This window comes from Frigoribacterium sp. NBH87, assembly GCF_014217665.1.
GTDB classification, from domain to species: domain Bacteria; phylum Actinomycetota; class Actinomycetes; order Actinomycetales; family Microbacteriaceae; genus Frigoribacterium; species Frigoribacterium endophyticum.
Genome location: NZ_CP043650.1, coordinates 2,512,249 through 2,536,019, shown reverse-complemented (window position 1 = coordinate 2,536,019; position 23,771 = coordinate 2,512,249). Strand labels below are relative to the sequence as shown.

General features: G+C 74.2%; 26 protein-coding genes. 12 read left to right on the top strand and 14 right to left on the bottom strand.

Features of this window, described 5'->3' with window-relative positions; translation table 11 throughout:
• Positions 1-4: 4 nt before the first annotated feature.
• Both F1C15_RS11825 and F1C15_RS11820 read right to left on the bottom strand, forming a co-directional pair.
• A complete protein-coding gene (locus F1C15_RS11825; protein WP_255465218.1) occupies positions 5-1,588 on the bottom strand; it encodes a GMC family oxidoreductase in 1,584 nt (527 codons plus the stop codon).
• An 11-nt stretch (positions 1,589-1,599) separates the two neighbouring features.
• Positions 1,600-3,087 (bottom strand): alpha/beta hydrolase, encoded by a 1,488-nt coding sequence (locus F1C15_RS11820; protein WP_185231384.1) that lies wholly within the window; start codon positions 3,085-3,087, stop codon positions 1,600-1,602.
• A 180-nt stretch (positions 3,088-3,267) separates the two neighbouring features.
• On the opposite strand from F1C15_RS11820, the gene F1C15_RS11815 reads away from it, so the two are divergent.
• From F1C15_RS11815 to F1C15_RS11795, 5 genes are all read left to right on the top strand, one after another.
• Entirely contained in the window at positions 3,268-4,233 is a 966-nt protein-coding gene (locus F1C15_RS11815; RefSeq protein ID WP_185231382.1) for a helix-turn-helix transcriptional regulator, read from the top strand.
• The gene (locus F1C15_RS11810; RefSeq protein ID WP_056052299.1) at positions 4,205-4,441 is read left to right on the top strand and encodes a hypothetical protein; all 237 of its coding nucleotides are present in this window, start codon (positions 4,205-4,207) and stop codon (positions 4,439-4,441) included. The genes F1C15_RS11815 and F1C15_RS11810 overlap by 29 nt, the downstream gene beginning before the upstream one ends.
• 102 nt (positions 4,442-4,543) lie before the next feature.
• Entirely contained in the window at positions 4,544-4,891 is a 348-nt protein-coding gene (locus tag F1C15_RS11805) for a hypothetical protein (protein WP_156369877.1), read from the top strand.
• 335 nt (positions 4,892-5,226) lie between these two features.
• Entirely contained in the window at positions 5,227-6,921 is a 1,695-nt protein-coding gene (locus F1C15_RS11800; RefSeq protein ID WP_056052293.1) for a ribonuclease J, read from the top strand.
• Between the two features lie 202 nt (positions 6,922-7,123).
• Positions 7,124-7,321 carry a hypothetical protein gene (locus tag F1C15_RS11795; protein WP_185231380.1) on the top strand — a complete coding sequence of 66 codons (198 nt, stop codon included), beginning with the start codon at positions 7,124-7,126 and terminating at the stop codon, positions 7,319-7,321.
• Positions 7,322-7,352: 31 nt separating this feature from the next.
• Here the strand turns inward: F1C15_RS11795 and F1C15_RS11790 are convergent, their stop codons facing one another.
• Positions 7,353-7,757 carry an ATP-dependent DNA ligase gene (locus F1C15_RS11790; RefSeq protein WP_185231378.1) on the bottom strand — a complete coding sequence of 135 codons (405 nt, stop codon included), beginning with the start codon at positions 7,755-7,757 and terminating at the stop codon, positions 7,353-7,355.
• A gap of 440 nt (positions 7,758-8,197) precedes the next feature.
• On the opposite strand from F1C15_RS11790, the gene F1C15_RS11785 reads away from it, so the two are divergent.
• Entirely contained in the window at positions 8,198-8,584 is a 387-nt protein-coding gene (locus tag F1C15_RS11785) for an MmcQ/YjbR family DNA-binding protein (RefSeq protein WP_185231376.1), read from the top strand.
• Between the two features lie 88 nt (positions 8,585-8,672).
• On the opposite strand, the gene phoA is transcribed toward F1C15_RS11785, so the two are convergent.
• On the bottom strand, positions 8,673-10,595 hold the full coding sequence (phoA, locus tag F1C15_RS11780; protein ID WP_185231374.1) for an alkaline phosphatase: 1,923 nt from the start codon (positions 10,593-10,595) through the stop codon (positions 8,673-8,675).
• Positions 10,596-10,780: 185 nt separating this feature from the next.
• Positions 10,781-11,383 (bottom strand): TetR/AcrR family transcriptional regulator, encoded by a 603-nt coding sequence (locus F1C15_RS11775; RefSeq protein ID WP_185231372.1) that lies wholly within the window; start codon positions 11,381-11,383, stop codon positions 10,781-10,783.
• A gap of 154 nt (positions 11,384-11,537) precedes the next feature.
• Between F1C15_RS11775 and F1C15_RS11770 the strand changes: the two genes are divergently transcribed.
• Both F1C15_RS11770 and F1C15_RS11765 read left to right on the top strand, forming a co-directional pair.
• Positions 11,538-12,248: an SDR family oxidoreductase gene (locus F1C15_RS11770; protein WP_185231370.1), complete on the top strand. Its 711-nt coding sequence runs from the start codon at positions 11,538-11,540 to the stop codon at positions 12,246-12,248.
• Between the two features lie 246 nt (positions 12,249-12,494).
• Positions 12,495-12,674: a hypothetical protein gene (locus F1C15_RS11765; protein WP_056052278.1), complete on the top strand. Its 180-nt coding sequence runs from the start codon at positions 12,495-12,497 to the stop codon at positions 12,672-12,674.
• Positions 12,675-12,786: 112 nt separating this feature from the next.
• On the opposite strand, the gene F1C15_RS11760 is transcribed toward F1C15_RS11765, so the two are convergent.
• Complete coding sequence (locus F1C15_RS11760; RefSeq protein WP_185231368.1) at positions 12,787-13,242, bottom strand: SRPBCC family protein; 456 nt, start codon at positions 13,240-13,242, stop codon at positions 12,787-12,789.
• Between the two features lie 114 nt (positions 13,243-13,356).
• Complete coding sequence (locus F1C15_RS11755) at positions 13,357-14,340, bottom strand: DMT family transporter (protein ID WP_185231366.1); 984 nt, start codon at positions 14,338-14,340, stop codon at positions 13,357-13,359.
• A gap of 72 nt (positions 14,341-14,412) precedes the next feature.
• Between F1C15_RS11755 and F1C15_RS11750 the strand changes: the two genes are divergently transcribed.
• Both F1C15_RS11750 and F1C15_RS11745 read left to right on the top strand, forming a co-directional pair.
• Complete coding sequence (locus F1C15_RS11750) at positions 14,413-14,988, top strand: CGNR zinc finger domain-containing protein (RefSeq protein ID WP_185231364.1); 576 nt, start codon at positions 14,413-14,415, stop codon at positions 14,986-14,988.
• Between the two features lie 175 nt (positions 14,989-15,163).
• The gene (locus F1C15_RS11745; RefSeq protein WP_255465215.1) at positions 15,164-15,631 is read left to right on the top strand and encodes a hypothetical protein; all 468 of its coding nucleotides are present in this window, start codon (positions 15,164-15,166) and stop codon (positions 15,629-15,631) included.
• Between the two features lie 79 nt (positions 15,632-15,710).
• On the opposite strand, the gene ppk2 is transcribed toward F1C15_RS11745, so the two are convergent.
• The 4 genes from ppk2 to F1C15_RS11725 all read right to left on the bottom strand — a co-directional run bounded on the left by ppk2 (position 15,711) and on the right by F1C15_RS11725 (position 19,824).
• Positions 15,711-16,622: a polyphosphate kinase 2 gene (ppk2, locus tag F1C15_RS11740; protein WP_185234307.1), complete on the bottom strand. Its 912-nt coding sequence runs from the start codon at positions 16,620-16,622 to the stop codon at positions 15,711-15,713.
• Between the two features lie 187 nt (positions 16,623-16,809).
• Positions 16,810-17,811 carry a hypothetical protein gene (locus F1C15_RS11735; RefSeq protein WP_185231362.1) on the bottom strand — a complete coding sequence of 334 codons (1,002 nt, stop codon included), beginning with the start codon at positions 17,809-17,811 and terminating at the stop codon, positions 16,810-16,812.
• On the bottom strand, positions 17,808-18,458 hold the full coding sequence (locus tag F1C15_RS11730) for a response regulator transcription factor (RefSeq protein WP_255465213.1): 651 nt from the start codon (positions 18,456-18,458) through the stop codon (positions 17,808-17,810). Before F1C15_RS11730 ends, F1C15_RS11735 begins: the two co-directional genes overlap by 4 nt.
• A 19-nt stretch (positions 18,459-18,477) precedes the next feature.
• Complete coding sequence (locus F1C15_RS11725; RefSeq protein ID WP_185231358.1) at positions 18,478-19,824, bottom strand: sensor histidine kinase; 1,347 nt, start codon at positions 19,822-19,824, stop codon at positions 18,478-18,480.
• Positions 19,825-20,063: 239 nt separating this feature from the next.
• On the opposite strand from F1C15_RS11725, the gene F1C15_RS11720 reads away from it, so the two are divergent.
• Entirely contained in the window at positions 20,064-20,519 is a 456-nt protein-coding gene (locus F1C15_RS11720) for an Hsp20/alpha crystallin family protein (protein ID WP_056052267.1), read from the top strand.
• Between the two features lie 240 nt (positions 20,520-20,759).
• Here the strand turns inward: F1C15_RS11720 and F1C15_RS11715 are convergent, their stop codons facing one another.
• Together F1C15_RS11715 and F1C15_RS11710 are read right to left on the bottom strand one after the other, a co-directional pair.
• Positions 20,760-21,596, bottom strand: coding sequence for an anti-sigma factor (locus F1C15_RS11715; protein ID WP_185231356.1), 837 nt, complete (start codon positions 21,594-21,596; stop codon positions 20,760-20,762).
• Positions 21,593-22,102 carry a sigma-70 family RNA polymerase sigma factor gene (locus F1C15_RS11710; RefSeq protein WP_056052262.1) on the bottom strand — a complete coding sequence of 170 codons (510 nt, stop codon included), beginning with the start codon at positions 22,100-22,102 and terminating at the stop codon, positions 21,593-21,595. Before F1C15_RS11710 ends, F1C15_RS11715 begins: the two co-directional genes overlap by 4 nt.
• Before the next feature lie 198 nt (positions 22,103-22,300).
• Here F1C15_RS11710 and F1C15_RS11705 point away from each other — a divergent pair, with 198 nt between their 5' ends.
• Positions 22,301-22,993 (top strand): YceI family protein, encoded by a 693-nt coding sequence (locus tag F1C15_RS11705; RefSeq protein ID WP_185231354.1) that lies wholly within the window; start codon positions 22,301-22,303, stop codon positions 22,991-22,993.
• 134 nt (positions 22,994-23,127) lie between these two features.
• On the opposite strand, the gene kdpC is transcribed toward F1C15_RS11705, so the two are convergent.
• Positions 23,128-23,733 (bottom strand): potassium-transporting ATPase subunit KdpC, encoded by a 606-nt coding sequence (gene kdpC, locus F1C15_RS11700; RefSeq protein WP_185231352.1) that lies wholly within the window; start codon positions 23,731-23,733, stop codon positions 23,128-23,130.
• Positions 23,734-23,771 lie beyond the last annotated feature (38 nt).

The window sequence follows — 23,771 nt, the reverse complement described above, 5'->3', positions numbered from 1 at the left end:
GCGGCTAGGCCGCGACGACCTCGTGGCTGGTCGTCTCCGCCGAGGAGGCGGTGACGCCGACCGAGGCGAGGTACCGCTCGGCCGTGCGCAGGCCGAGCGCCATGATCGTCAGCGCCGGGTTCGCGACGACGGCGCTCGGGAACACCGAGTTGTCGCAGACCCACAGGTTGGGCACGTCGAAGCTGCGCCCCTCGGCGTCGACCACGGCCTCCGCCGGGTCGGTGCCCATGCGGCAGGTGCCGATGGTGTGCGCGGTGCGGGCCAGCACCCGGACGTCGCGCCCGCCGGCGGCCTCGACGATCGCCGTCATGGTGCGGACGGCATGGCGGTCGAGCGCCTTCTCGTTCTCGCCGGGGGTGAAGGTCACGACGACCTTGGGCACGCCGAAGGCGTCGAGCTCGTCGGTCAGCTCGAGGGTGTTCTGCTCGTACGGCAGGCACTCCGCGTTGATGCCCACGCCCGCCATGTAGCGGTACGAGTGCATCGCGTCGACGAGCTCGCTGCCCCAGAGGCCCGCCCCGCGGGCGAGGGTCGTCGCGAGGGTGAGAGGCATGACGCCGAGGCTCTGGATGAGGTAGCCGCCGACGAAGTCGGCGCCCTCGGGCCGGTAGAAGTCCTCCGAGATGATCGACGACGGGTAGCCGCGGTGGCCGCGCATCTCGTCGTCGAACGTGGCCCAGACCTGCGTGGCGCCGTGCGCCATGAAGTTCTTGCCGACCTGGCCGCTGCTGTTCGCGAGACCCGTGTGGAGCAGGAGGCGGGGCGTCTCGACGCCGCCGGCGCAGAGGAAGAGGGCCGCCGTGCGCTGGCGGTGCTCGACGCCGTCGCGGACGTAGACGACCGCCGAGACCTCGCCCGCGTCGTCCAGCTCGATGCCCGTGACGACCGAGTCGGCGCGGATCTCGGCGCCGTCGCGGACGGCCTTGGGCAGGTAGGTGGTGTCCATGCTGACCTTGGCGCCGTTGCGGCAGCCCTGGTGGCAGCCGCCGCAGTTCACGCAGGCCTGGCGGAGGCCGCCGCCCTCCTGGCTCCAGTCGCGGGTGACCAGCGCCGCGGGGGCGTCGGTCGCGCGGATGCCGAGGGCCTCGCAGCCGCGCAGCATCATGTCGCTCGACGCGTTGCGCGCGGGCGGCGGGAGCTCGTACGACCGCGACGCGTCCCACGGGTACTCGGCGGGGCCGGAGACCCCGACGAAGCGCTCCACCCGCTCGACGTAGCCGATCAGCTCGTCGTGGTCGACGGGCCAGTCGACGCCCTGGCCCGTGAGCGAGCCCAGCGTGAGGTCGCGCGGGTCGGGGCGCGGCGTGAAGGCGCCCCAGTGCAGGGTCGAGCCGCCGACGCCCTTGCCCGAGTTGTTCTGCCCGAAGGCCGTGGGGGTCTCGCCGCCGCTGAGGCGCTCGTCCATCCAGTTGATGACCACCGCCTCCGCCTCGTCCGACGTGTAGTCGGCGGGGCCGAGGTTCGAGCCGGCCTCGAGGGCCACGACCCGCAGCCCGGCCGCCGCCAGCTCGGCGAGGATCGGCGCTCCGCCCGCGCCCGTGCCGATCACCACGGCGTCGACGACCTCGTCGTCGGCGTACCTGGTCATGTCGTCCAGCTTCATCGGACCACCTCCATCCGGGGCTCCCAGCCCTCTCGTTCACCGGCGGCGAGCCGGCGGAATCCTTGCATGCGGAGGCCGTCGCCGCCGTTGGCGAAGCCGTCGAAGCCGATCTCCTCCATCGTCGCCGGGTGGGCGAGCCACTGGCGGACGAGGTCGACCCGGACGTCTTCGAACCAGGCCGTGAGCTGCGCGACCGTGAACGGGTGCGCCTCGTCGTCGCGCGGCGGCCCGTCGTCGCCGTCGGCGCCGTGGTGCGAGCTGCCGCCGCCGCTGTCGCCGTGGGCCACCAGCTCGGGGTCGGGGTCGCCGGCCACGATGGCCGTGACGAGGTCGGACCGCTGCTCGGCGGTCATCGCGGTGACGCCGACCAGGGCGTCGAGGCCTGTGCGGTACGCCTCGGGGTCGCTCGGCAGGTCGGCGTTGCGCCAGCCGTCGCCCTCGCCGCGGGCGAGCTGCGCGTCGACGCGGGCCGCCAGGTCGATGGCCGAGCCGCGCTGCGGCACGACCAGGTCGGCCAGGGTGCGGAGCGTGGTCAGCTGCTGGTCGTCGAGGACGACCGGGCGGTAGTCGGTGTCGTCGGCCACGGCGCGGCGCGCGAGGATGCCGCGCGTCTTGGCGGTCGTGCGTGCGGAGGCGAGGGTGGCCACGAAGTCGGGCGAGGGCGCCGGGCCCACGCCGGCCTGCTCACGCCAGAAGGTCGCGACCGCGTCGGCCACCTCGTCGGGCCGCTCGAGGGGCAGCAGGTGGCCGGCGCCGTCGAGCACGAGGTGCCGGGCCCGCGCGTAGACGTGGCCGTTGACCCGCCGCTGGGCGTCCGGGCCGAGGTCGCCGTCGGCGCCGCCCGCGACGATCAGCGCCGGCAGGTCGAGCACGCCGACCTCGGCCGACCAGTCTTCGCGGCTGCCCTGCTCGAGCCAGGCCTGCCAGGCCTCGCCGGAGGCGCGGCGCACGTCGGCGACGGCGGCCGCGTCGGCCGCGGGGTCGAGGGGCGCACCGACGTTGGCGTCGACGAACTCGCGGGCGGCGGCCTCGTCGAGGGCGCCCGTGCCCGCGCCGCCGCCGACGGCCTCGCCGTCGCCGCCGGTCACCCAGCCGATCATGGCCTCCCGGCGCTCCTCCTCCATCGGCTCGGGCGACGGCGGGGAGGCCGCGAGCAGCACGACGCCGGCGAGGCCGAACACCCCGCCCTTGCCGGCCAGGGTGCGCGACGCGACGATCGAGGCGATCTTGCCGCCCATGCTGTGGCCCACCAGGAACCAGCGCGAGGCGCCGCTCTCGCGGATGCGCCGGGTCACGAGCCGCACCATGTCGTCGACGGTGACTCCGTCGCTGGTGTCGGCGTCGCCGAAGCCGGGGAGGTCGAGGGCGACGACGTCGACCACGCCGCGGAGCCGCTCGGCGACCCCGTCGAACTCGCGCGCGCTCGACCCGAGGGCGTGCAGGCAGAAGGCCACCGGGAGGGGGCGCGTCTCGGTCGACGTCATGGGTTCTCCTACTGGGTCGCGAGAGGGAAGTACAAGCCCCTTGACAGTACGGACGACCCCCGACAGAACTCGCAGCCGGGGTACGGGCTCGGCCCCGGCCGCTCCGAGAGCGGCCAGCCGGCGGAGAGGGGCCCTGACAGGGCGCCCTCCCGGGGGCCGTCCCGTCGTACCGTCGTGGGCATGGACATCGACGCGACGAGCACGGAGACCGAGATCCGCGACTTCCTCACCAGCCGGCGCGCGCGCGTCCGGCCCGAGCAGGTCGAGCTGCCGGGCGGCCCCGGGCGTCGCGTGCCCGGGCTCCGCCGCAGCGAGGTCGCCCTGCTGGCCGGGGTCAGCGTCGAGTACTACACGCGCCTCGAGCGAGGCCGGCTCGGCGGCGCCTCCGCCGCCGTCCTCGACGCCCTCGGCACGGCCCTCCTGCTCGACGACGCCGAGCGCGCGCACCTCGCCGACCTCGCGCGGGCCGCCCGGGAGTCGCCCCTCGCGGCGCGGCGCCGCCCCCGGCCGCCGAGCCGGGTCTCGCGGGCGATGCAGCTCACCCTCGACTCGGTGACGGCGGGCCCGGCCTTCCTGCGCAACGGCCGGATGGACGTCCTCGCCGAGAACGCGCTCTTCCGCGCCCTCTACAGCGACCTCTACGCGCTGCCCGAGCGCCCGGTGAACCTCGCCCGCTTCGTCTTCCTGCACCGCGACCTCGCCGAGCGCTTCTACCCCTCCTGGTCGGTCGCGGCCGACATCAACGTCGCCATCCTCCGCACCGAGGCGGGCCGCGACCCGCACGACCGCGCCCTGCACGACCTCGTGGGCGAGCTCTCGACCCGCAGCGACGAGTTCCGCGTCCGCTGGGGAGCCCACGAGGTGCGCCACCACGTCTCCGGCCAGAAGCGGTTCACGCACCCGGTCGTGGGCGACCTCGAGATGGTCTACGAGGCCATGGAGCCGATGGGCCAGCCGGGGCTGAACCTGCTCGTCTACGCGGCCGAGCCGGGCTCGCCCACGGAGGAGCGCCTCCGCCTGCTCGCCAGCTGGGCGGCCACCATCGACGCCGACGAGGGCCCCGCGACCGTCACCCCTGACCCCGCCCACCCGACCCGAGCCCCTGAGGAGGCACGCCGTGCTGAGCGTCCCCGACCGCCCCGCTGAGCCCGGCTGCGGCGACGCCCGCACCGCCGCCTCCCCCCCGCCCGTCCGCCACGGGCTCGGCGCCCGTCTCGCGACCTGGTGGGCAGCCACGGCCGAGATCACCGAGCTGACCCGTGACCGGGAGCAGGAGGCGCGGGTGCGCGACGAGATGGCGGTGCGCCTCGCTCCGGGCCCCGGGGCCTTCGCCGACCTCTTCCGTCGCCGCTGACGACGCGCGCCGCGGAGGAGCGGGCAGACCCGGGCCGGACACGGCAGGATGGTCGTCGTCCGCCCGCCCGGCGGCCCCGCCCCGACCGTCGAGGAGAAGCCCGTGCCCCGTCTGACCTCGGAGGAGCTCGACGGCTGGGTCCGTGAGTTCCACGCCCTCGAGCAGGCCCACCCCTCGTCGCCGCAGGCCGTCGACGCCTCGTGGGACGAGTCGATGGTCGACACCGCCCTCATCGTCGTGCGGCTCGAGACCTCGGGCACCGAGGTCTTCCTCCGTCGCGAGATCGGCGGCTCGCCCGAGTGGACGGTCACCTTCGAGGCCCGCGAGCGCGACGCCCGGGCGACCGCCGACCAGGTGCTCGCCCTGGCCCTGGAGGTCGGCTCGGTCGCTAGGCTCTGCGCCTTCCTCACCGAGAAGACGACCGCGCACATGGAGCGCCTCGCGCGCTGACCGGCGCGGCCGGCCGACGCCGCCCGTTTTCCCACTTGGGCCCCACTCATGACATGCTCAGGGGAGAACGAGGCCGCAGGACGCCGTCTCGCCGGCGAGCCGCGGTCACGACCGGGCCTCCGCACGACACCCGCCCTGCACCTCACGGCCGTGCCGGTCTCCTCACGGGAGCCGCCCACGGCCCGCACCACACGGCGTCGTCGCCCTGCCTCCACGGCCTGCGACCACGCCCTCCACGACATCAGGGAGACCGGCAGAACGTGCCGGCTCCCGACCGCGAGGCCCGCTCGACCGCGTGCTCCGCTCAGCGACACCCCTCCGACGGAAGAAGACCGATGTCCACGATCAAGCACGAGCTCGACCTCAAGAAGCCCCAGCCCCTGAAGCGCGGCGCGCTCCGCGTCACCCCGATGGGCGGCCTCGGCGACGTCGGCCGCAACATGACCCTCTTCGAGCACAAGGGCAAGCTCGTCGTCGTCGACTGCGGCGTGCTCTTCCCCGAAGAGACCCAGCCCGGCATCGACGTGATCCTGCCCGACTTCACGGCGCTGCGCGACCGCCTGAAGGACGTCGAGGCGATCGTGCTGACGCACGGCCACGAGGACCACATCGGAGGCGTGCCCTACCTCCTCAAGGAGCGCCCCGACATCCCCCTGGTCGGCTCGAAGCTGACGCTCGCCTTCATCACGGCGAAGCTGCAGGAGCACAAGATCACGCCGATCACCCACGAGGTCGCCGCGGGCGACCACCACCAGGCCGGCCCGTTCGACCTCGAGTTCGTGGCCGTGAACCACTCCATCCCCGACGGCCTGGCCGTCGCGCTCCGCACGAGCGCCGGGCTCGTCCTGCACACGGGCGACTTCAAGATGGACCAGTTCCCGATGGACAAGCGCATCACCGACCTCAACCACTTCGCCCGCCTGGGCGACGAGGGCGTCGACCTGTTCATGACCGACTCGACCAACGCCGAGGTGCCCGGCTTCACGACCGCCGAGAAGGACCTCGGCGCCGCGATCGACCGCGTCTTCCGCGAGGCGCCCAAGCGCATCGTCGTCTCGAGCTTCGCCAGCCACGTGCACCGCATCCAGCAGGTGCTCGACACCGCCCACAAGCACGGCCGCAAGGTCGCCTTCGTCGGTCGCTCGATGGTGCGCAACATGGGCATCGCGTCCGACCTCGGCTACCTGAACATCCCGCAGGGGCTCGTCGTCGACCTCAAGCAGCTCAGCAAGATGCCCGACAAGAAGATCGTGCTCATCTGCACCGGCTCGCAGGGCGAGCCGATGGCGGCGCTGTCGCGCATGGCCAACCGCGAGCACATCATCAAGGTCGGCGAGGGCGACACCATCCTGCTCGCGAGCTCGCTGATCCCCGGCAACGAGAACGCCATCTACGGCGTCATCAACGGCCTGATCCGCTGGGGCGCGACGGTCGTCCACAAGGGCAACGCGAAGGTGCACGTCTCCGGCCACGCCAGCGCCGGCGAGCTCACCTACTGCTACAACATCGTCAAGCCGAAGAACGTGCTGCCCGTGCACGGCGAGTGGCGCCACCTCACGGCCAACGCCGACCTCGCCATCGCGACCGGCGTGCCGGAGGACCGCGTGCTCGTCGTCGAGGACGGCGTCGTCGTCGACCTCGACCGTGGGCGCGCCAGCATCGCCGGCCGCATCCCGGCCCCTTACGTCTTCGTCGACGGCGCCACGATCGGCGTCGCGACCGAGGACGCCCTGAAGGACCGCCTCTCGCTCGCCGAGGAGGGCCACATCACCGTGCTCGGCATCTTCGACGAGGGCGCCCAGAAGCTCGTCGACCCCGTCGAGTTCATCCCCCGCGGCTTCGTCGAGGCCGCCGGCTGGGAGAAGCAGGCCGAGGACGTCGCCGAGAAGGCGCTGCAGCAGGCCACGGCCCGCGGGAAGATCGACGGCGAAGCCGCCGAGCAGGCCATCGAGGACGGCCTGAGCCGCTGGTTCCTCCGTCGCCACCGCCGCACCCCGGTCATCACGACCGTGGTCGTCGACGCCGACTGAGCCGACGGCACCCCGCACCACCCGCCCGCACGGGCGCCCGAGAGCCCCGGAGGTCACGACCTCCGGGGCTCTCGGCGTGCGCGCCTACCTCCTGCACCGCGCCTCCGGCAACCCCCCACGACGGTCAGGCTCGTCGGCGTAGCGTCCACATCAGCCCACCGGTGCGTCGACGAGGACGCCCCCGAGGGCGGAGGAGGCGCGCATGACCACCACGGACCACATCACGTCGACCACGGCGCCGGGCCCCACCCGCGCCCGGGAGCTGCCCTCGCGCGACTGCCCGGCGTGCGGCGGCCCCCGCACGATGAGCGGCCGCGTCGTGCCGCACGGCATCCACGTCGTGCGCTGGCGCTGCCACCGGTGCGGGACGTCGCTGACCACGCAGGGCCGCGACTGCTGACGCCTCCCCGGCACCTCGCCGAGCGACGGTGCTACCCGACGGGCGGCCGTGCCCGACGTGTCCTCGGGGGCTCCGGGCGGTCGCTGGCCCAGTCGACCTGGGCGCCCGCCGACCCCGGCAGCGTCGTGCTCGGGTCGAGCTCGGGCTCGGGCTCCGGGCGCAGGCCCCGACCGGAGGCGGCGCCGGCGTAGAGGGCGTCGAGCCACGTCGGGTTGATGTCGATCGCTCGACTGCCGGCGAACTTGAACCGCAGCCCGATGGTGGGCGCGAGCCAGACGGTCGACCGGCCGTCGCCGGTCTCGATCGGCTCCTTCCAGGAGAAGACGAACGACTCGCCCGCGCGGAACTTGTTGACGATGACGATCTGGAGGTGGGCGAGGAGGCGGTCCTCGACCTTGAACTCGAGCTGCTCACCGTCGTAGACGATGTAACCCATGGGGTGCTCCGTTGATGAGGCGCACGGACCGTGCTGGGCAGCGGGGTCCGGGCTGCGGTGGGGTGTGTCCGTGCGGGGCACCCCGCACTGCGCCAGCCCGTTCAGCGGTACCGCCCTCGGCGGCGTGGCCACGTCGGTGACGCGCCCGCTCGGCTCTCCTCAGGTGCCCAGGCTAGCGGTCGTGACGGGCCGTGGCGGCAGGGACCCGACCCGAACGGGGCCCTGCCGCCGCTCCCCCGGGCCCGACCGGCGAGAGCACGCCTCGGCCACCTGAACCCCGGCCGAGACTCCCTCACGATGCCGGAGCGTGACCGGCCCAGGTAGTTCTGGACATAAGGCGCTCCGCGGGGTAGGGCTGCGTCACGGACGTCGTCGTAGGCTCGTGCTCGTCGTTCCGCCCGCGCGGCCGCCGCCCCCGCCCCCCGACCCCCGGAGGAGACATGCACGCCGACTCGCTGCAGGAGCGCGCCGCCGCCCGCGCAGAAGAGCTGCCGGGCGCCGGGCTCGAGCACCCCTTCGGCCCCGACTGGGAGGTCTGGAAGGTGCGCGGCAAGGTCTTCCTGCTGATGGCCGAGGTCGCCGGCCAGCCCGTCGTGACGGTCAAGGCCGCCCCCGACGACGCGATCGCGCTCTGCGCCCAGCACGACGACGTGTCGCCCGGCTGGCACATGAACAAGCGGCACTGGGTCACCGTCCGGCCCGGCGACGACGTGCAGGCCGACCTGCTCGACGACCTCGTGACCGAGTCGTACCTCCTCGTCGTCGAGGGGCTCCCCCGCGCCCGGCGCCCCGTCGACCCCGCGACCTTCGCGGGCGGCGTCGGCTGAGGCGGCGAGCCCCGGGGCAGGACGACGGGAGGCGCGGTGCCGTCGGGCACCGCGCCTCCTGTGGTCTGCCGGTCGCCCGGCCCGTCCGCTACAGCTGGGCGCCGGAGTGGTCGAGCACGGAGCGGCGGCGACGACGCGCGACCAGCACCGCACCGGTGCCGGCGAGCATCAGCGCGAGGAGCAGCGCGGGGACCATGTCGGAGCCGGTGAAGGCCAGCGGGCCGGAGCCCGAGGCCGTCGTGCCGGCGCCGCCGGCGCCCGTGCCCGAGCCGCCGGGGACGGCGGCGGGGGTCGGCGAGGCGGTGGGGGCCGGGGTGGGCGCACCCGCCGCGACCAGCACGTCAGCACGGAGCTCGACGCCCGACTGCACGCCGATCAGCGTCACCGAGCCGGCGCCGAGGGCGGTCGGGGCCGTGACGGTGAAGGTCGCGACGCCGTCGACCACGTCGACGTAGCCGAGGTCGACGGGGTCGCCCGAGGCAGGGGTGTAGACCCCGGAGACCTGGCGGTCGCCCTCGACGCCCGAGGCGGTGACGGTGAAGTCGGTGCCGGGGGCGACCTCGGCCGGGGCCGAGATGGTGCCGTCGCGGCTCAGGCCGTCGAGGTCACGGTCGAGCTCGAGCGCGTTCACGATGGTGAAGAAGTTGTCGGTCTGGTCGATAAGGCCGACGACGTTCGCGGCGCCGGGGCCGTAGCCCGCGACGCGGAGCTGCGTGCCCGTGTGCTGCTGCGAGCCGCCGGCCGCGGCGGTGCCGTAGGCGATCTTCATCGTGCTGCCCTCGGTGGTGAGGAGCGCGGTGCTGAGCGTCGCGGGGGGCGTGCTGTCGACGATCTGGCTGGTGTGCGCGTGGTCGGCGGTGACGATGACCATCGTGTTCCCGTCGGCCTTCGCGAACTCGAGCGCGGCCTGCACGGCCTCGTCGAGGTCGAGGACCTCGCCGATCTGGCCGCAGGCGTCGGCGCTGTGGTCGCGCTTGTCGATGGAGGCGCCCTCGACCTGGAGGAAGAAGCCCTGGTCGCCGTCGAGCAGGTCGATCGACTTCTCGGTCAGCGAGCGGAGCGAGAGGTCCGTCGACAGACGGGCGGGGTTCGGCGTGCACGCCTGGGGCGCGAGGTCGGCGCCGCCGACCGTCGCCGTGCTGGGCGCGAAGCGGGTCGGGAAGTTGCCGTCGGTGAAGGTGCCGAGCACCGGCGAGGCCTGGTCGGCCGCCGTCAGGGCGCCGAGGCCGGCGGCGTCGCCGACGACCTGGTAGCCGCGGTCGGCGGCCTGGTCGAAGAGCGACTCGCCCTGGTACTGGCCCGCACGGGCGGTCTGGCGGAACGACGCCGAGCCGCCGCCGAGGGTGAGGTCGGCGCGCGTGCCGATGATCTGCTCGCTGATCGAGCCGAGCCCGCCCTGGTCGAGGGCGTCGGCGCCGCACTGGGTCACCGAGTCGGGGCCGTAGCAGCTGCGGGCGGCGACGTGGGCGGCCTGCACGGCCGGCGTCGCGTCCTGGATCTCGGCGGTCGACACGTTGCCGGTCTTCTTGCCGTTGGCCTTGGCGATCTCGACCAGGGTGTCCTGCGGGGTGCCCGCGATGTCGACCGAGACGGCGTTGTCGTACGTCTTGGTGCCGGTGGCCCAGGCCGAGCCGGTGGCGGCGGAGTCGGGCACGTAGTCGGGCTTGCCCGCCTTCGTCAGCGAGTAGGTCGTGTACTGGCCGGTGAGGGGCAGCGCATCGATGCCGGGCAGCTCGCCGCCGGCGCCGTACTGGTAGTTGCGGGCCGAGGTGATCTCGGAGTCGCCCATGCCGTCGCCGATGAGCAGGATGACGTTCTTCGCGGGGCCGGCCTGCACGGAGTCGAGCAGGGCCTGCGTGCTGTCGTCGGAGCTGCGGGCGGCGCCGCCGTTCTCGGCGACGTCGGCGGGGGTCGCCGCGAACGCGGCTCCGGGGAGGAGGGCCACGGAGGCGGCGAGCGCCATGGCTCCCGTGGCGAGGGCCGCGCGGGTGCGGCGGGTGGTGGATGACATCGTGTGGTCCAGCTCCAGGTGATCGGTGGTGCGGAGGGAGGTCGTCACCCCCTGATCGGGGGACCGTCACAGTGCAGTCGGGCAGGGTGAACGGCCGGTGTCGCTGCGGAGTCGCCCGAGTGACCGCAGCCCAACGAGTTGCACACTGTGCACCGACACGGACGCCCCCGCGTCGCCGCTCGTCACTACCCTCGGAGCACGACCTCCAGCTGGGCCCTCAGCGCCGCCACGATCTCGGGCACCTCGAGCGACTCGTCGACCGCGGAGGCCATCGCGACCATCAGCACGGCCGAGACGACGCGGGCGAGCACGGCGGCCTCCTCGGGGCTCCGACCGGCACGGTCGGCGACGATGTCGGCCAGCGCCTCCTCCGTCCTGGCCACGATCGCGAGGGCCGCCGCGTGGTGCGGCTCGGCGGCGTCGCCGAAGACCATCTCGCGCAGGTAGGTGCGGCCGTTCTCGACGTGGCTGCGGTTGCACTCGACGACCGGCGTGACGAGGGCGACCACCGCGTCGATGAGCGCCGCCTCGCCGGCCGCCGCGGCGAGGCCCCGCTCGAGCGCGCGCTCGTAGGCCGCGTTCTGCGCCAGCAGCAGCAGCTCGCCCTTCGAGCGCGCGTAGAGGAAGAGCGTGCCCGCGCCGACGTCGGCGGCCTCGGCGACCTGCTGCGTGGTGACCTCGTCGACGCCGTGCCGCGAGAACAGGTCGGACGCGGCCCGGGTGATGCGCTCGAGCTTGTCCTGTTTGTTGCGCTCTCGACGGCCGAGCGGGGCGGATGTCGACGACATGGGAACTCCTGGAATGAGAACTGACTCTGCTCAGTTGTGACGAGGGTCAGTCGCTGGCGATCGGGTACGCGCACCGCATCATCCCACTCACGAGCGACGACGACCCGCCCGGGGCGACGCGACCGCACCGCCCCGACCCCCTGGAAGGAACCCCATGACCACCATCCGCGACTCCGTCGTCCTCGTCACCGGCGCCAACGGCGGCATCGGCACCCGCTTCGTCGAGGCCGCCCTCGCCCGGGGCGCCGCGAAGGTCTACGCCACGGCCCGCACCCCGCGCAGCTGGAGCGACGAGCGCGTCGTGCCGCTCACCCTCGACGTCACCGACGCCGCGTCGATCGCCGCCGTCGTCGAGGCGGCCCCCGACGTCACGGTGCTCGTCAACAACGCCGGGGCGAACGCCCCCGAGCCGGGCATCCTCGCGAACACCGACGCCGAGATCCGCGAGAACGTCGAGACGAACTTCTTCGGCCCCCTCTTCCTGGCCCGCGCCTACGCGCCCCTGCTCCGCGCCCACGGCGGCGGCACGGCGATCATCGACATCCACTCCGCCCTCTCCTGGTTCGCGGTCGCCGGCATCTACTCGGCGACGAAGGCCGCGCTCTGGTCGGCGACGAACTCGCTCCGCCTCGAGCTGCAGCCCGCGGGCGTGCAGGTCGTCGGCGTGCACGTCGGCTACGTCGACACGGCGATGGCCGCCGGCGTCGACGACGCGAAGACCGACCCCGCCGTGCTCGTGGCCGACGTGCTGGACGCCCTCGAGGCCGGTGAGCACGAGGTGCTCGCCGACGAGACCTCGCGCCAGGCGAAGGCCGCCCTGTCGGCGCCGCTGGAGGCGCTCTACCCGCAGCTCGCCCGCGGCTGAGCGACGGCGACTCCGGGCCGGCCCGCGCGACGACCGGCGCCGGCCCGGGAGGCGCGGGCCGACGACCCGAGGGAGGCGCGGCCGTGTCTCCGAGCACGCTGGGAACGGGGTACGATCGCTCGTCGACGACGGACGCCCGGGGGCGGGGCCGGACGCGCCTCCCGCCTCCTACTGGGGGCAGCACGCGGAGGGCTCCGTGACGCACCATCGTCTGACGCACCCCGCCGTGACACCCAGGAGAACCGCATGACCACGCCTGTCGCCCCGCAGACGCCCGAGCTCGCCGCCCCCGACGCCGCGACTGCCCCGGCCCACGCCCCGCGCCGCCCGTCGTACCGCGACGACGACGTCGCCCCCGCCGTCTGGGACACCGCCCGCGAGGAGCGCCTGCGCCTCGCGCCCCCGGCCGCCGCCCCGATCGGCTGACGCCCGGCGGCCCGCCACGCCGCCCCCGACGACGACGAGACGCCCCGCTGCGGGCGACCGTGGTCGTCCGCCGCGAGGCGTCTCGGGGAGTGCGGGGGTGAGCCCGGCCTGATCAGGCCTGGACGTCACCGCGCCAGGCGCCGTCGGCCTGGCCCTGCGACTCGATGTACTCCTTGAAGTTCTGGAGGTCCTTCTTGATCGCGCGGTTGTCCTGGCCGAGCGACGAGCCGACCTTCTCCAGGAAGCCCTCGGGCGTCCAGTCGATCTGCACCGTGATGCGGGTCTCGGAGTCGCTGAGCTTGTGGAAGGTCACGACGCCGGCGTGGTCGACCTCGCCGCCCGTGCTGTTCCAGGCGACGCGCTCGTCGGGGTGCTGCTCGGTGATCTCCGCCTCGAACGTCTTCTCGACGGGGCCGACCTTGACCTTCCACACCGTGAGGGTGGGGGTGGTCTGCGTGATGGACTCGACCTCGTCGAGGAACTTGGGGAACTCCTCGAACTGGGTCCACTGGTCGTACGCGACGGAGACGGGGACGCTGACGTCGACGGTCTCGATGGCCTGTGCCATGGTGTGCTCCTTGATCGATGGGGTGGTCGTCGGCTCGGCGCTGCTGCGCCTCCCCGACTTCTCCCTCGAGGCTAGGGAGGTCCGCCCGACGAGGGCCAGATGCACGACGGACGGTCAGGTGGGGGACGGCGCCGCCCGCTCCGGCTCCTCTACACCCGCCGCGACGAGCACGCCCGCCGACTCGTCCCGCTCGGCGCTCGTGTCGGCCCGCACGGCGACGATGCCCGCCACGATCAGCGCCCCGCCGACGAGCTGCAGCGCGGTGAGCTGCTCGTCGAGCAGCACCCACGCCCAGATCGCCGCCGCCGCCACCTCGAGCAGGCCGACGAACGAGGCGAGGCGCGACCCCAGCATCGAGCTGGCCGTGATGCTCGTGGCGTAGGCGAGGCTGGTCGCGACGAGGCCGACGACGAGCATCGGCACCCACCAGGGCACCGTGCTGCCGAGCACGACGACGTCGTCCGCCGTGGCGGTGAAGGGCACGAGGCCGGTGAGCCCCAGCAGGCCGAGCAGCGCCGAGCCGACGAGCAGCCCCGAGGCGGCCAGCGCCACGGGCGGCAGGCCGTCGGCGGGCAGGGCCGCGATGACGAAGTACCCGGCGCAGCAGACCATCGCCGCGACGCCGAGGGCGATGCCGACGGGGTCGAGCGCTCCCCCGCCGCCGGGCGAGACGACGAGCAGCAGGCCGACCGCCGCGACGGCCGACCCGACGAGCACGACGGCGGCGGGCCGTCGCCGGGTGGCGACCCACGCGACGGCGACGAGCAGCAGGGGCGCCATGTACTCGAGCAGGATCGCCGTGCCGACGGGGATGTGCTGGATGGCGGCGAAGTAGAACACCTGCGTGCCGGCGACCCCGATCACGGCCATGCCGAGCACCCGTCGTCGCGCGCGCCAGACCGGGGCGAGGCGGCCCCGCAGGGCGACGAGCGCGAACGGCGCCAGCACGACGCCGCCGACCAGGGCACGCAGGGCGACCGCGGCGACGGGGCTCCAGCCGCCCTCGAGCAGCGGCTTCACGAAGGGCCCGGAGACCCCGAAGGAGGCGGCGGCCACGACCGCGACGAGCAGGCCGGTCGAGAGATGGCGACGAGACACGGGGTACCCTCCAGTCAGGGCCGTTCGGCCTGTTGATCCTGACGCTAGAGCGGGAGCCGACAAGGAGTCAAATTGCTTTTCGCCCCTGACACGGAAGACGTCCTCGAGTTCAACGCGGCCCTGGTCAACACGACGGCCGGGGCGTCGCGCTCCGGCGGCGACGAGCTCGCGACGCCCGCCCAGCTGGACGCGCTGATGACGACCTTCGGCTTCTCGGGGCGGCGCGACCGCGACGAGGCCGAGCTCGAGGCGGTGCGGCGGGCCCGCACGCGCCTCCGTGAGCTCTGGCTCCTGCCGCGAGACGAGATGGTCGGCCCGGTCAACGAGCTGCTCGAGCGCCTGCACGCGGTGCCCCGGCTCGTCCGCCACGACGACCTCGACTGGCACCTGCACGCCACCCCGCAGAGCGCGCCGCTCGCCGACAGGATCCTGGTGGAGGCGGTGCTCGCCCTCGTCGACGTGGTCCGGTCGGACGAGACGGCGCGGCTGCGCCCCTGCGCGGCCGACGACTGCGACGGGCTGTTGGTCGACCTCTCGCGCAACGGCTCGAAGCGGTTCTGCAGCGTGCGCTGCGGCAACCGGATGAACATGGTCGCGTTCCGCGAGCGTCGGGCCGCCGAGGAGGCCGACCGGCCCGTCGACCGCTGAGCCGTCGCCCGCGCGGAGCGCATCCGAGCCCGTTCGTCAAGGCCCTCCGGGCTCCGCGGAGGCGGCCTACCGTCCCCCGGACCGCACACCATCGACCTCGGGGAGTACTCAGCGCAACACCTTCGTCCGCAGCCTGCACGACCTCGGCGCCGCCGCCTGGTTCGGCGGCACGCTCATGGGCGCCGTCGGCCTCAACGGCGGCACGGCGGAGGCGAAGGACCCCGTCGAGCGCCTCCGCCTCTCGTCGGTCGGCTGGGCCAAGTGGGCGCCCGTGCAGTGGGCCGCGATCATCGCCCACGGCATCGGCGGGGTCGGCCTGATCGTCGGCAACGAGAGCCGCCTCGGCGGCCAGCCGTCGTCGCGCCGCAACACGGTCGTGAAGTCGGTCGTCACCCTCGCCGCCGTCGGCGCGACCGTGTGGTCGGGCATCGAGGGCGGCATCATGGCGAAGAACGCGGAGCAGGGCGCGGAGGGCGTCACCGAGCCCGACGCCACCGCCTCCAAGACCCTCGCCGCGGCGCAGAAGAAGCAGAAGGCGCTGCAGTTCGTCATCCCGGTGCTGACCGGCGTCGTGCTCGTCATGGGCGCCCAGCAGGGGGAGCAGCAGCGCCCGCTCGCCGGGCTGCTCGGCTGGCGCCGCTAGGTCACCAGACCGCCGGACCGCCCGGCCGGACGGGTCCCGTTGCGGGCGGGGGCGCCTCCCCGGCTCCTCCGCCCGCCCGTCAGTCGCCGTCGCCGGACCGCTTGCCCCGCATCACGATCAGCGGGTCGGGCTGTCCGACGACGGCGCCGTCGCGCCCGTCGTAGTCGAACTGGCCGAGGAAGAACCGCATCGCGTTCAGCCGTGCCCGCTTCTTGTCGTTCGACCGCACGATCGTCCACGGCGCGTGCTTCTTGTCGGTGCGGCGGAACATCTCGTCCTTCGCGGCGGTGTAGTCGTCCCAGCGGCCGAGCGACTCGAGGTCCATCGGCGAGAGCTTCCAGCGACGCACGGGGTCGAGCTGCCGCATCGCGAAGCGCGTGCGCTGCTCCTTCTGCGACACCGAGAACCAGAACTTCGTGACGTGCACGCCCGCGTCGACCAGCATCTTCTCGAAGACGGGGGCCTGCTGCATGAACGTCTCGTACTCGTCGTCGGTGCAGAAGCCCATCACCCGCTCGACGCCGGCCCGGTTGTACCAGCTGCGGTCGAAGAGGACGAGCTCGCCGGAGGTCGGCAGGGCGGCCACGTAGCGCTGGAAGTACCACTGGCCCTTCTCCCGCTCGCTCGGCGTGCTGAGCGCGACGACCCTCGCCGTGCGGGGGTTGAGGTGCTCGGTGAAGCGCTTGATCGTGCCGCCCTTGCCGGCGGCGTCGCGCCCCTCGAAGAGCACGACGGCCTTGCGGCCCGTCTCCCCCAGCCAGTTCTGGCACTTGAGCAGCTCGACCTGCAGTCGGTACTTCTCCAGCTCGTACTCGCTCCGGTCGAGGCGCTCGTCGTACGGGTAGTCCTCGCGCCAGGTGTAGACCGGGTTGCCCGCCGGGTCGATCAGCTCGGGCTCGACGGTGTGGCCGCCCGACACGCGGTAGCCCTCGTGCCGGAGCTGCTCGATGTACTCGCGGAGCGACTGTCCTGTGGTGGGGTCGAGGGTCATGCCCTCGACGGTACCGAGCCGGGAGCGGGGCCGACCGGGGGTGGCGCTCGGCGCCTCCTCGTGGTCACGGGCCCCGACGACGCCGCTGCCGACGTGTCCGTCGACGACGGCGCCGAGTGGTCCCGATCTGTCGGTCACGGAGGCTCCGAGCAGCAGATCGTGACCACTCGAGCGGCACGGCCGCCCGTCAGGGGCCGAGCAGCACCCCTCGGACCAGCACGGCGGTGCGGGCGACGGCACGTGCCCGGTCCGAGCCCAGCAGTTCGGCGTCGTCACGCGTGACGAAGGACTCCTCTGACCACTGGGCGTCGTAGAGGGCCTCGCGGTAACCACTCGACACCTGGCAGTCGGCGTCCTCCAGGGCCGTGGCCCGCGACTGATCGGTGACCGGTGCCGTCACGTCTCCGTCGGAGACGTCGGCGACGAGCAGCCGCTCCGGAGACAGGGGCACCCCCTCGCCCGTGCCGTCCTCGCCCACGGCGTCGACCAGGCAGGCGCGCCATCGCTCGGCGGCGTCGACGACGTCAGGTGCCGCCTCCGCCCGCTGCCGAGCCGTCCGCCGCAGCTCCCGCGCCCGCGACTGCACCTCCTGCCCCTCGAAGGCGGCGGCCCACTCGCCGCTCCGTGCCCCTGGCAGGCAGACGTCGAGCATCTGCCCCAGCCGCACGTCGGCGTTGTGCGCCCTCGCCCACGTCCGCCACGCCGACGCCTGCGGGTCAACCACGGGGCCGTGGCCCCAGCGCTCTGCCCGCGCCGCGTCGAGCGGCGGCACGACGACGAGGTCGTCGGCCCACATGTCGGGCAGCAGGAGGAGGGCGGCGTCCCGTGCGGGTGCGGGCTCGTCCCAGCCCTGCTCGGCCAGGCACGGGGCCAGCCGGACGTCCTCGGCGGCCGACACCGCGTCGAAGGGCACCCCCACAGCCGCGTCGAGCGGCATCGTCCAGGCCGCGACGTCACGGGAGGGCTGATCGGGCACGGCGACGGAGGCGGGTCCCGACCAGGTCGAGGCCACGACCCCCACGAGGCCGGCGGCGACCAGCCCCGCGGTGATCCGCTTCGGCAGGGTCCACCGCGGCCGGCGGGGCGGGCGTGGCCGGCCTGCCCCGTGAGCGGTGTGCGCCGGGCGCACGGCGTCGTCGGGGGACGCTGACCCGTCGGCGGGGCGGCGGTCGGGCGAGGGTGCGGTCACGAGCGCACCAGTCCTCTCTCGTGGGCGAAGACGACGACCTGCAGGCGGCTGCGCAGGTCGAGCTTCGCGAGCACCCCCCGCACGTGCGTCTTCACGGTGGCTTCCGAGACGAACGACGCCTCGGCGATCTGGGCGTTGGTCAGGCCCCGCGCCACGAGCAGGAAGGTCTCCCGCTCACGGGGCGTGAGCACGGCGAGCACGTCGACGTCGAGGTCGATCCCCCGCGGCGGCGAACCGAACTCCCTCAGCAGGTCCTCGGTGTCGCCGGTGATCTCGCCGGCCGCAGCCGCCCGCACGGTCGCGAGCAGCACGTCCGGCCGGGCGTCCTTGGTGAGGAACGCAGCGGCACCGGCCCGGGCCGCCGCCCGCACCGCCTCGTCGTGCCGCATGGTGGTCAGGACGACGACGCGGGGCGCGTCGCGTCCGACGTCGCCGACGCTCGTGTCGCCGTCGTCCCTCAGCGCCGCCGTGGCGGCGAGACCGTCGAGCACGGGCATCCGGAGGTCCATGAGCACGACGTCCGGCCGCTCCCGGCGCACGAGGTCGAGGCCCGCCCGGCCGTCGCCGGCGACCCCCACGCAGACGAGGTCGTCGGCCGCGTCGATCTGCATGCGGATGCCGAGGGCGAAGAGCAACTGGTCGTCCACGACCGCCACCCTGATCGACTCACGCACGGGGCGTCGCCTCGTCGCCGCGGGCCAGCCCGGGCACAGGAGTCGTGGGCGAGCTCGTCGCGGCCGTCGTCGTCGCCATCGCGGTGACCAGCGCCGGTGCCGACGCCCCCCGCGGGCTGGCCCCGAGCGACGCCGGCCGCGTCGGGAGCGAGGCCGTGACGACGAACTCGCCGTCCTCGCCGGGCTCCGCGGTCAGCCACCCGCCGACGAGGCGGGCTCGTTCGCGCATGCCGGCGATGCCGGCGCCGACGCCCGGCAGGGAGTCCCGGCGCACCAGGGGCGCGTCGCCCCACGAGTGCACGAGCAGGGCGAGGCCGGGCCCGCGCCAGTCGAACACGATCGAGGCCCGGCCGGTGCTGCCGCCGTGCTTGAGGGCGTTGGTGAGGGCTTCCTGCAGCAACCGGTAGACGGTGAGCTGCTGCGCGGGGCGGATCTCGGGCCGATCCCCGTGCTCGTCGAGCGAGATCTGCATGCCCACTCCGCGCATCCTCTCGACCAGGGCCGGCACGTCGGCCAGCGAGAGCAGCTCGTCGCCGGGCTCGGTGATCCGCTCGACGAGGCCGCGGACGTCGCTTAGGGCGTCACGGGCCACGCCTGAGATCGCTGCGAGCGCACCGGCGACGACCTCCGGGTCGCGTCTCGACAGCGCGGCGGCTCCCTCCGACTGCGCCACGACGACGGTCAGGGCGTGGGCGACGCTGTCGTGGACGTCGCGGGAGATCCGCGACCGCTCGAGGCCGAGCCGCAGCTCGAGGTCGGTCTGGGCGAGACGGCCCTCGGTGTCGGTCAGCACGGAGTCGAGCCGACGGAGGCGCGTGGCGGCCCCGATGCCGAACCCCGCGGCCCAGCTCAGCGCGACCAGCGCAGCCCCGGCCAGCACCAGGGTGACCAGGGCGTCGCGCACGGGGTGTCCGCCCGCGACGACGCCGCCCGTCCAGCTCGTCCATCGCCAGGGCTCGGCGGTGGTCGGGAGGGTCATGTGGGCGACCGCAGCGGCCGAGCCGACGAGGACAGCGGGCAGGGCCACCCAACGCTCGACCTGTGAACCGGTCGCGGCCACGGCCAGCGCGACGACGCCGAGGGCGGAGTACATGGGCCAGGTGGTCTCCCCGACGGCCGGGGCCAGGCCACCGAGCTGCAGCAGTGGCAGCACGACGACGAGGCCGAGCGAGACCGCGGGCAGCCAGACGCTCAGGCCGATCGCGACTCCGAGGCAGGCCGCGAGCACGACGACGTCGCCGAGGCCCGAGCGACCCGCCTCGGCGACGGTCCACAGGGCGACGAAGACGGCGCCGCCGAGCGGCGCCAGGGTGCCCGCGACGGGGCGGAATGAGGTCATGGCAGCACGATACGAGCCACTGCGCGCCGGGCCGGCCCGACCGCGTGGACTTCATCCTGACGAGGGAGGCGACGGCGCGCCCTGCTGTCCGCCGCCCACGCGGGGCTGTTCCCAGCGAGGTCTGAGCGCGCTCGGAGCATCCGTTGAGGCACGAGCTCGTCGGCGTCCTTATCATCGTGTCATCGACCTTGAGTCGAGGTGACTCAAGGTCTCGACCACGACTGAGAGAGGAAGCACCCATGGCCCTGTCCTTCGACCCCTTCACCGAGCTCGACCGTCTCGCCGGCACCCTGCTGTCACAGCGCCAGGGCCCGAAGGCCATGCCCGTCGACCTGTACCGCGAGGGCGACCAGTACGTGCTCGCCGCCGACCTGCCCGGCATCGACCCGGGGTCCGTCGACGTCGACGTCGACGGCCAGCTGCTGACGATCACGGCCCGGCGCACGGCCGGCGACCACGCCGGGGCGACCTGGCTGGCACAGGAGCGCCCGCACGGCTCGTACCGGCGCCAGTTCAGCCTGGGCGACGGCGTCGACACCGAGGGCATCACGGCGAACTACGACAACGGCGTGCTGTCGGTGGTGATCCCGGTCAGCCAGCGGGCGAAGCCGCGGCGGATCGAGGTCGGCAGCGCCCGATCGGGCGACGGTGGGGCGCAGCAGCTGTCGGCCTCGCCGGAGGCGGCGACGGCGTAGCCGTCGACCCGCACCTGCCGCCCCTGCCCGCCCGTCGACCTCGGAGGAGGTGCACCATGCTCGAACGCCGCACGTTCCTGTCGCGGGCGCTCGCCGAGCCGCTCGGCGAGCACCGTGCGTACTACGACCCGTCGGCGGACGACGTCGACGCCGACTGAGCGGCGACACGAGGGCCCCGCCCGGCACTGGCCGGGCGGGGCCCTCGTCGTCCCGGGAGGAGGGGGCAGAGGGCGCTGCGGCTCAGAGGGTGGTGCGGGTGAGGACGGTGGTCGAGTCGGCCGCCGTGATCTCGACGCTGCGCAGGCGGTCGAGCGGCAGCTTCGACGAAGCTGCGAGGCCGGCCGCGCCGCCGGGCGCGCTGTCCCAGGTGGCGACGACGGTGCGGGTGCCGTCGACCTCCTCGACGACGAGGTCGTACACGCCGGTGCCCTCGAGGTCGGCGGCGTAGGCGCACTCCCAGTCGAAGCGCGTGCCCCAGGGAGTCGCGGTGACGGAGAGGTCGGCGGTCACCGCGCCCCCCACCAGCGACGTCATCGCGACGGGGACGGCGGGCGTCGGCGTGGTGACCGAGGCCGTGGGCTCCGCGACCCGCCCCGACGACGAGCCCAGCGCGTAGCCGCCGCCGGCGAGCAGCACGACGGCGAGCACCGCGGCCGCGCCGACGAGGGCGCGCCGACGCGGGGAGGAGGGCCGGCCGGAGGCGCGGGGGCGTGGCGCAGGACGCCCCGGTCGACGTCGGGCCGGCGTGCGGGAGCCGCGCGACGGGTCGGCGACGGGGGCTGGCGTGCCGGCCCGCGACTCCTCGGGGGCGGGCGCCGGGGAGGCGACCCGCGCCTCCTCGGCGATCGCCACGGCGTCGTCGACGGGCAGCAGGCGGAGCACGGCGGGGAGCCCGGCGAGGTCGGCGACGGAGGCGGTGCACGCCTCACAGCCGCAGAGGTGCCGCTCGAAGCGGGCGCGCTCGTCGGTGCTCAGGCCACCGAGCACGTAGGCGGCGTCCCACTCGTGGACCGCATCGTGCTCGCGGCGGAGCTCGGGCTCTCGGCGGGCGTCGGGTCGGCCGTCGCGGTCGGTCATCGGGTGACTCCTCGTTCTTGCAGGGCGAGCCGGAGGGCCTTCGCGGCGTAGTGCAGCCGCGACTTCACCGTCCCGGCCGGCACCCCCTCGATCTCTGCGGTCTCGGCGACGGTGCGACCCAGCCAGTAGCAGCTCACTACGACGCGGCGGTGCTCGCCCGAGAGCGAGCCCAGGGCGTCCGCGACGAGGAGGCGGTCGAGGACGGCGTCGGAGGCGTCGGTCACGGGAGCGCCCTCGGGCAGGTCGTCGGTGGGGAACTCGTGGGCGCGGCGCGCGCTGCGGCGGTCGTCGATCACGAGGTTGCGGGCGACGGTGAAGAGCCAACGGCGGGCGGGCTCGTCGTCCTCCGCGAGGATGGCGGCGCTGCGCCAGGCGCGCAGCAGGGCCTCCTGCGCGACGTCCTCGGCGAGGCCGTGGTCGCCGGTGAGGCGGTGCACGTAGCGCACGAGCACGTCGCCGTGCGCGTCGTGCAGGGCGCGCAGCCGGGCTGCTCCGTCGACGTCCATCGCCACCTCCTCACCTGTACGACGAGACGGGGGGCCGGATGGTTCACCGTCGCGGCATCTTCGCACCCCGGGCTGCCCGCTCCGCGGTCGCGGCGGACCTGACAGTGCGCTGGGAGGCTGAACCCCGAGCAGCCGCCGCCCGTCGTTCCCAGTGACGGCACCTCCGTCGTCGCCGCCCTCGACCAGCAGGAGAACACCGTGAAGAAGAAGACCGGCATCATCATCGGAGTCAGTGCCGCCGTCGTCGTGGGCCTCGGAGCCACCGCCGCGTTCGCCGGCCCCGCCTTCTACCGCGACGTCGTCGTCGGCGCCCCCGAGGCCGCCCCGACCGTCGCGCCGACCGCCGGCGGCAGCACCCTCGACGCCAGCCAGCTGACCGGCGACTGGCAGGTCGGCGACGGCAGCACCGCCGGCTACCGCGTCGACGAGGTGCTCAACGGCACCGACGTCACCGTGGTCGGCACGACCGACCAGGTCACCGGCACCATCACCGTCGACGGCTCGTCGGTCTCGGCCGCCACGATCGACGTCGACGTCGCGAGCATCGCGACCGACAGCGGCAACCGCGACGAGTACTTCCGCGGCACGGCCCTCCAGACCGACCAGTTCCCGACCGCGACCTTCACCCTGACGCAGCCGATCGACGCCGCGGTGCCCGCCGACGGCGAGGTGGCGACGACCGAGGCCACCGGCGAGCTGACGATGCACGGCGTCACGCAGCAGGTCACCGTCCCGCTGCAGGCCGCGCTCTCGGGCGACGGGGTGCAGATCAGCGGGTCGATCCCGGTCACCTTCTCCGACTACGGGGTGCAGGCCCCCGACCTCGGCTTCGTCAGCGTGGAGGACAGCGGCACGGTGGAGTTCCTCGTGGCGGCGACCCCCGCCTCCTAGGCTCCCGCCGCGCGGCGACCGGCCCCGCGGTGACCGCCCCGCGGCGGCGCCTCGCGGCGGCACGACGGCCCGGGCACGATCACGTGCCCGGACCCTCGTGCGCCCCTCGTCAGTGCCCCCGGCACCGCCCCTCGTCAGCGCCCGAGCTCGGCCAGGGCCACGTTCAGCTCGAGCACGTTCACCGTCGGCTCGCCGAGGTAGCCGAGGTCGCGCCCCTGCACGTGCTGCTCGACGAGCTCGCGCACCTCGGCCACGGGCAGCTCGCGGGCGGCGGCGACGCGCTCGACCTGCTCGTGCGCGTACTCCGGGCTGACGTGCGGGTCGAGACCGGACGCGGAGGCGGTGAGCGCGTCGACCGTGACGCTCGCCGGGTCGACCCCGTCGCTCTCGGCCACGGCCGCCCGGCGCTCCTCGATCGCCGCGATCAGGTCGGGGGCCTCCGGCCCCCAGTTGCTGCCGCTCGACGCGGAGGCGTCGTAGCCGTCGCCGGCGGCGGAGGGCCGCGACTGGAACCACTCGGGCAGGGCGGCCCCGTCGTCGTCGGTGAACGACTGGCCGATCAGCGACGAGCCGACGACCTGCCCGTCGACCTCGACCTCGGAGCCGTTCGCCCGGTGCCCGACCGCCAGCTGCCCGACCGCCGTCACGACGAGCGTGTAGGCGACGCCGAGCACGAGGGTGGCGACGACGACGGCCCGCAGGGCGGTGCCGTACTGACGCAGCGTGCTGCGTGCGTTCATGGTGAGTCCTTCTGTCTGTCTCTGGTGCTGCGAGGTGG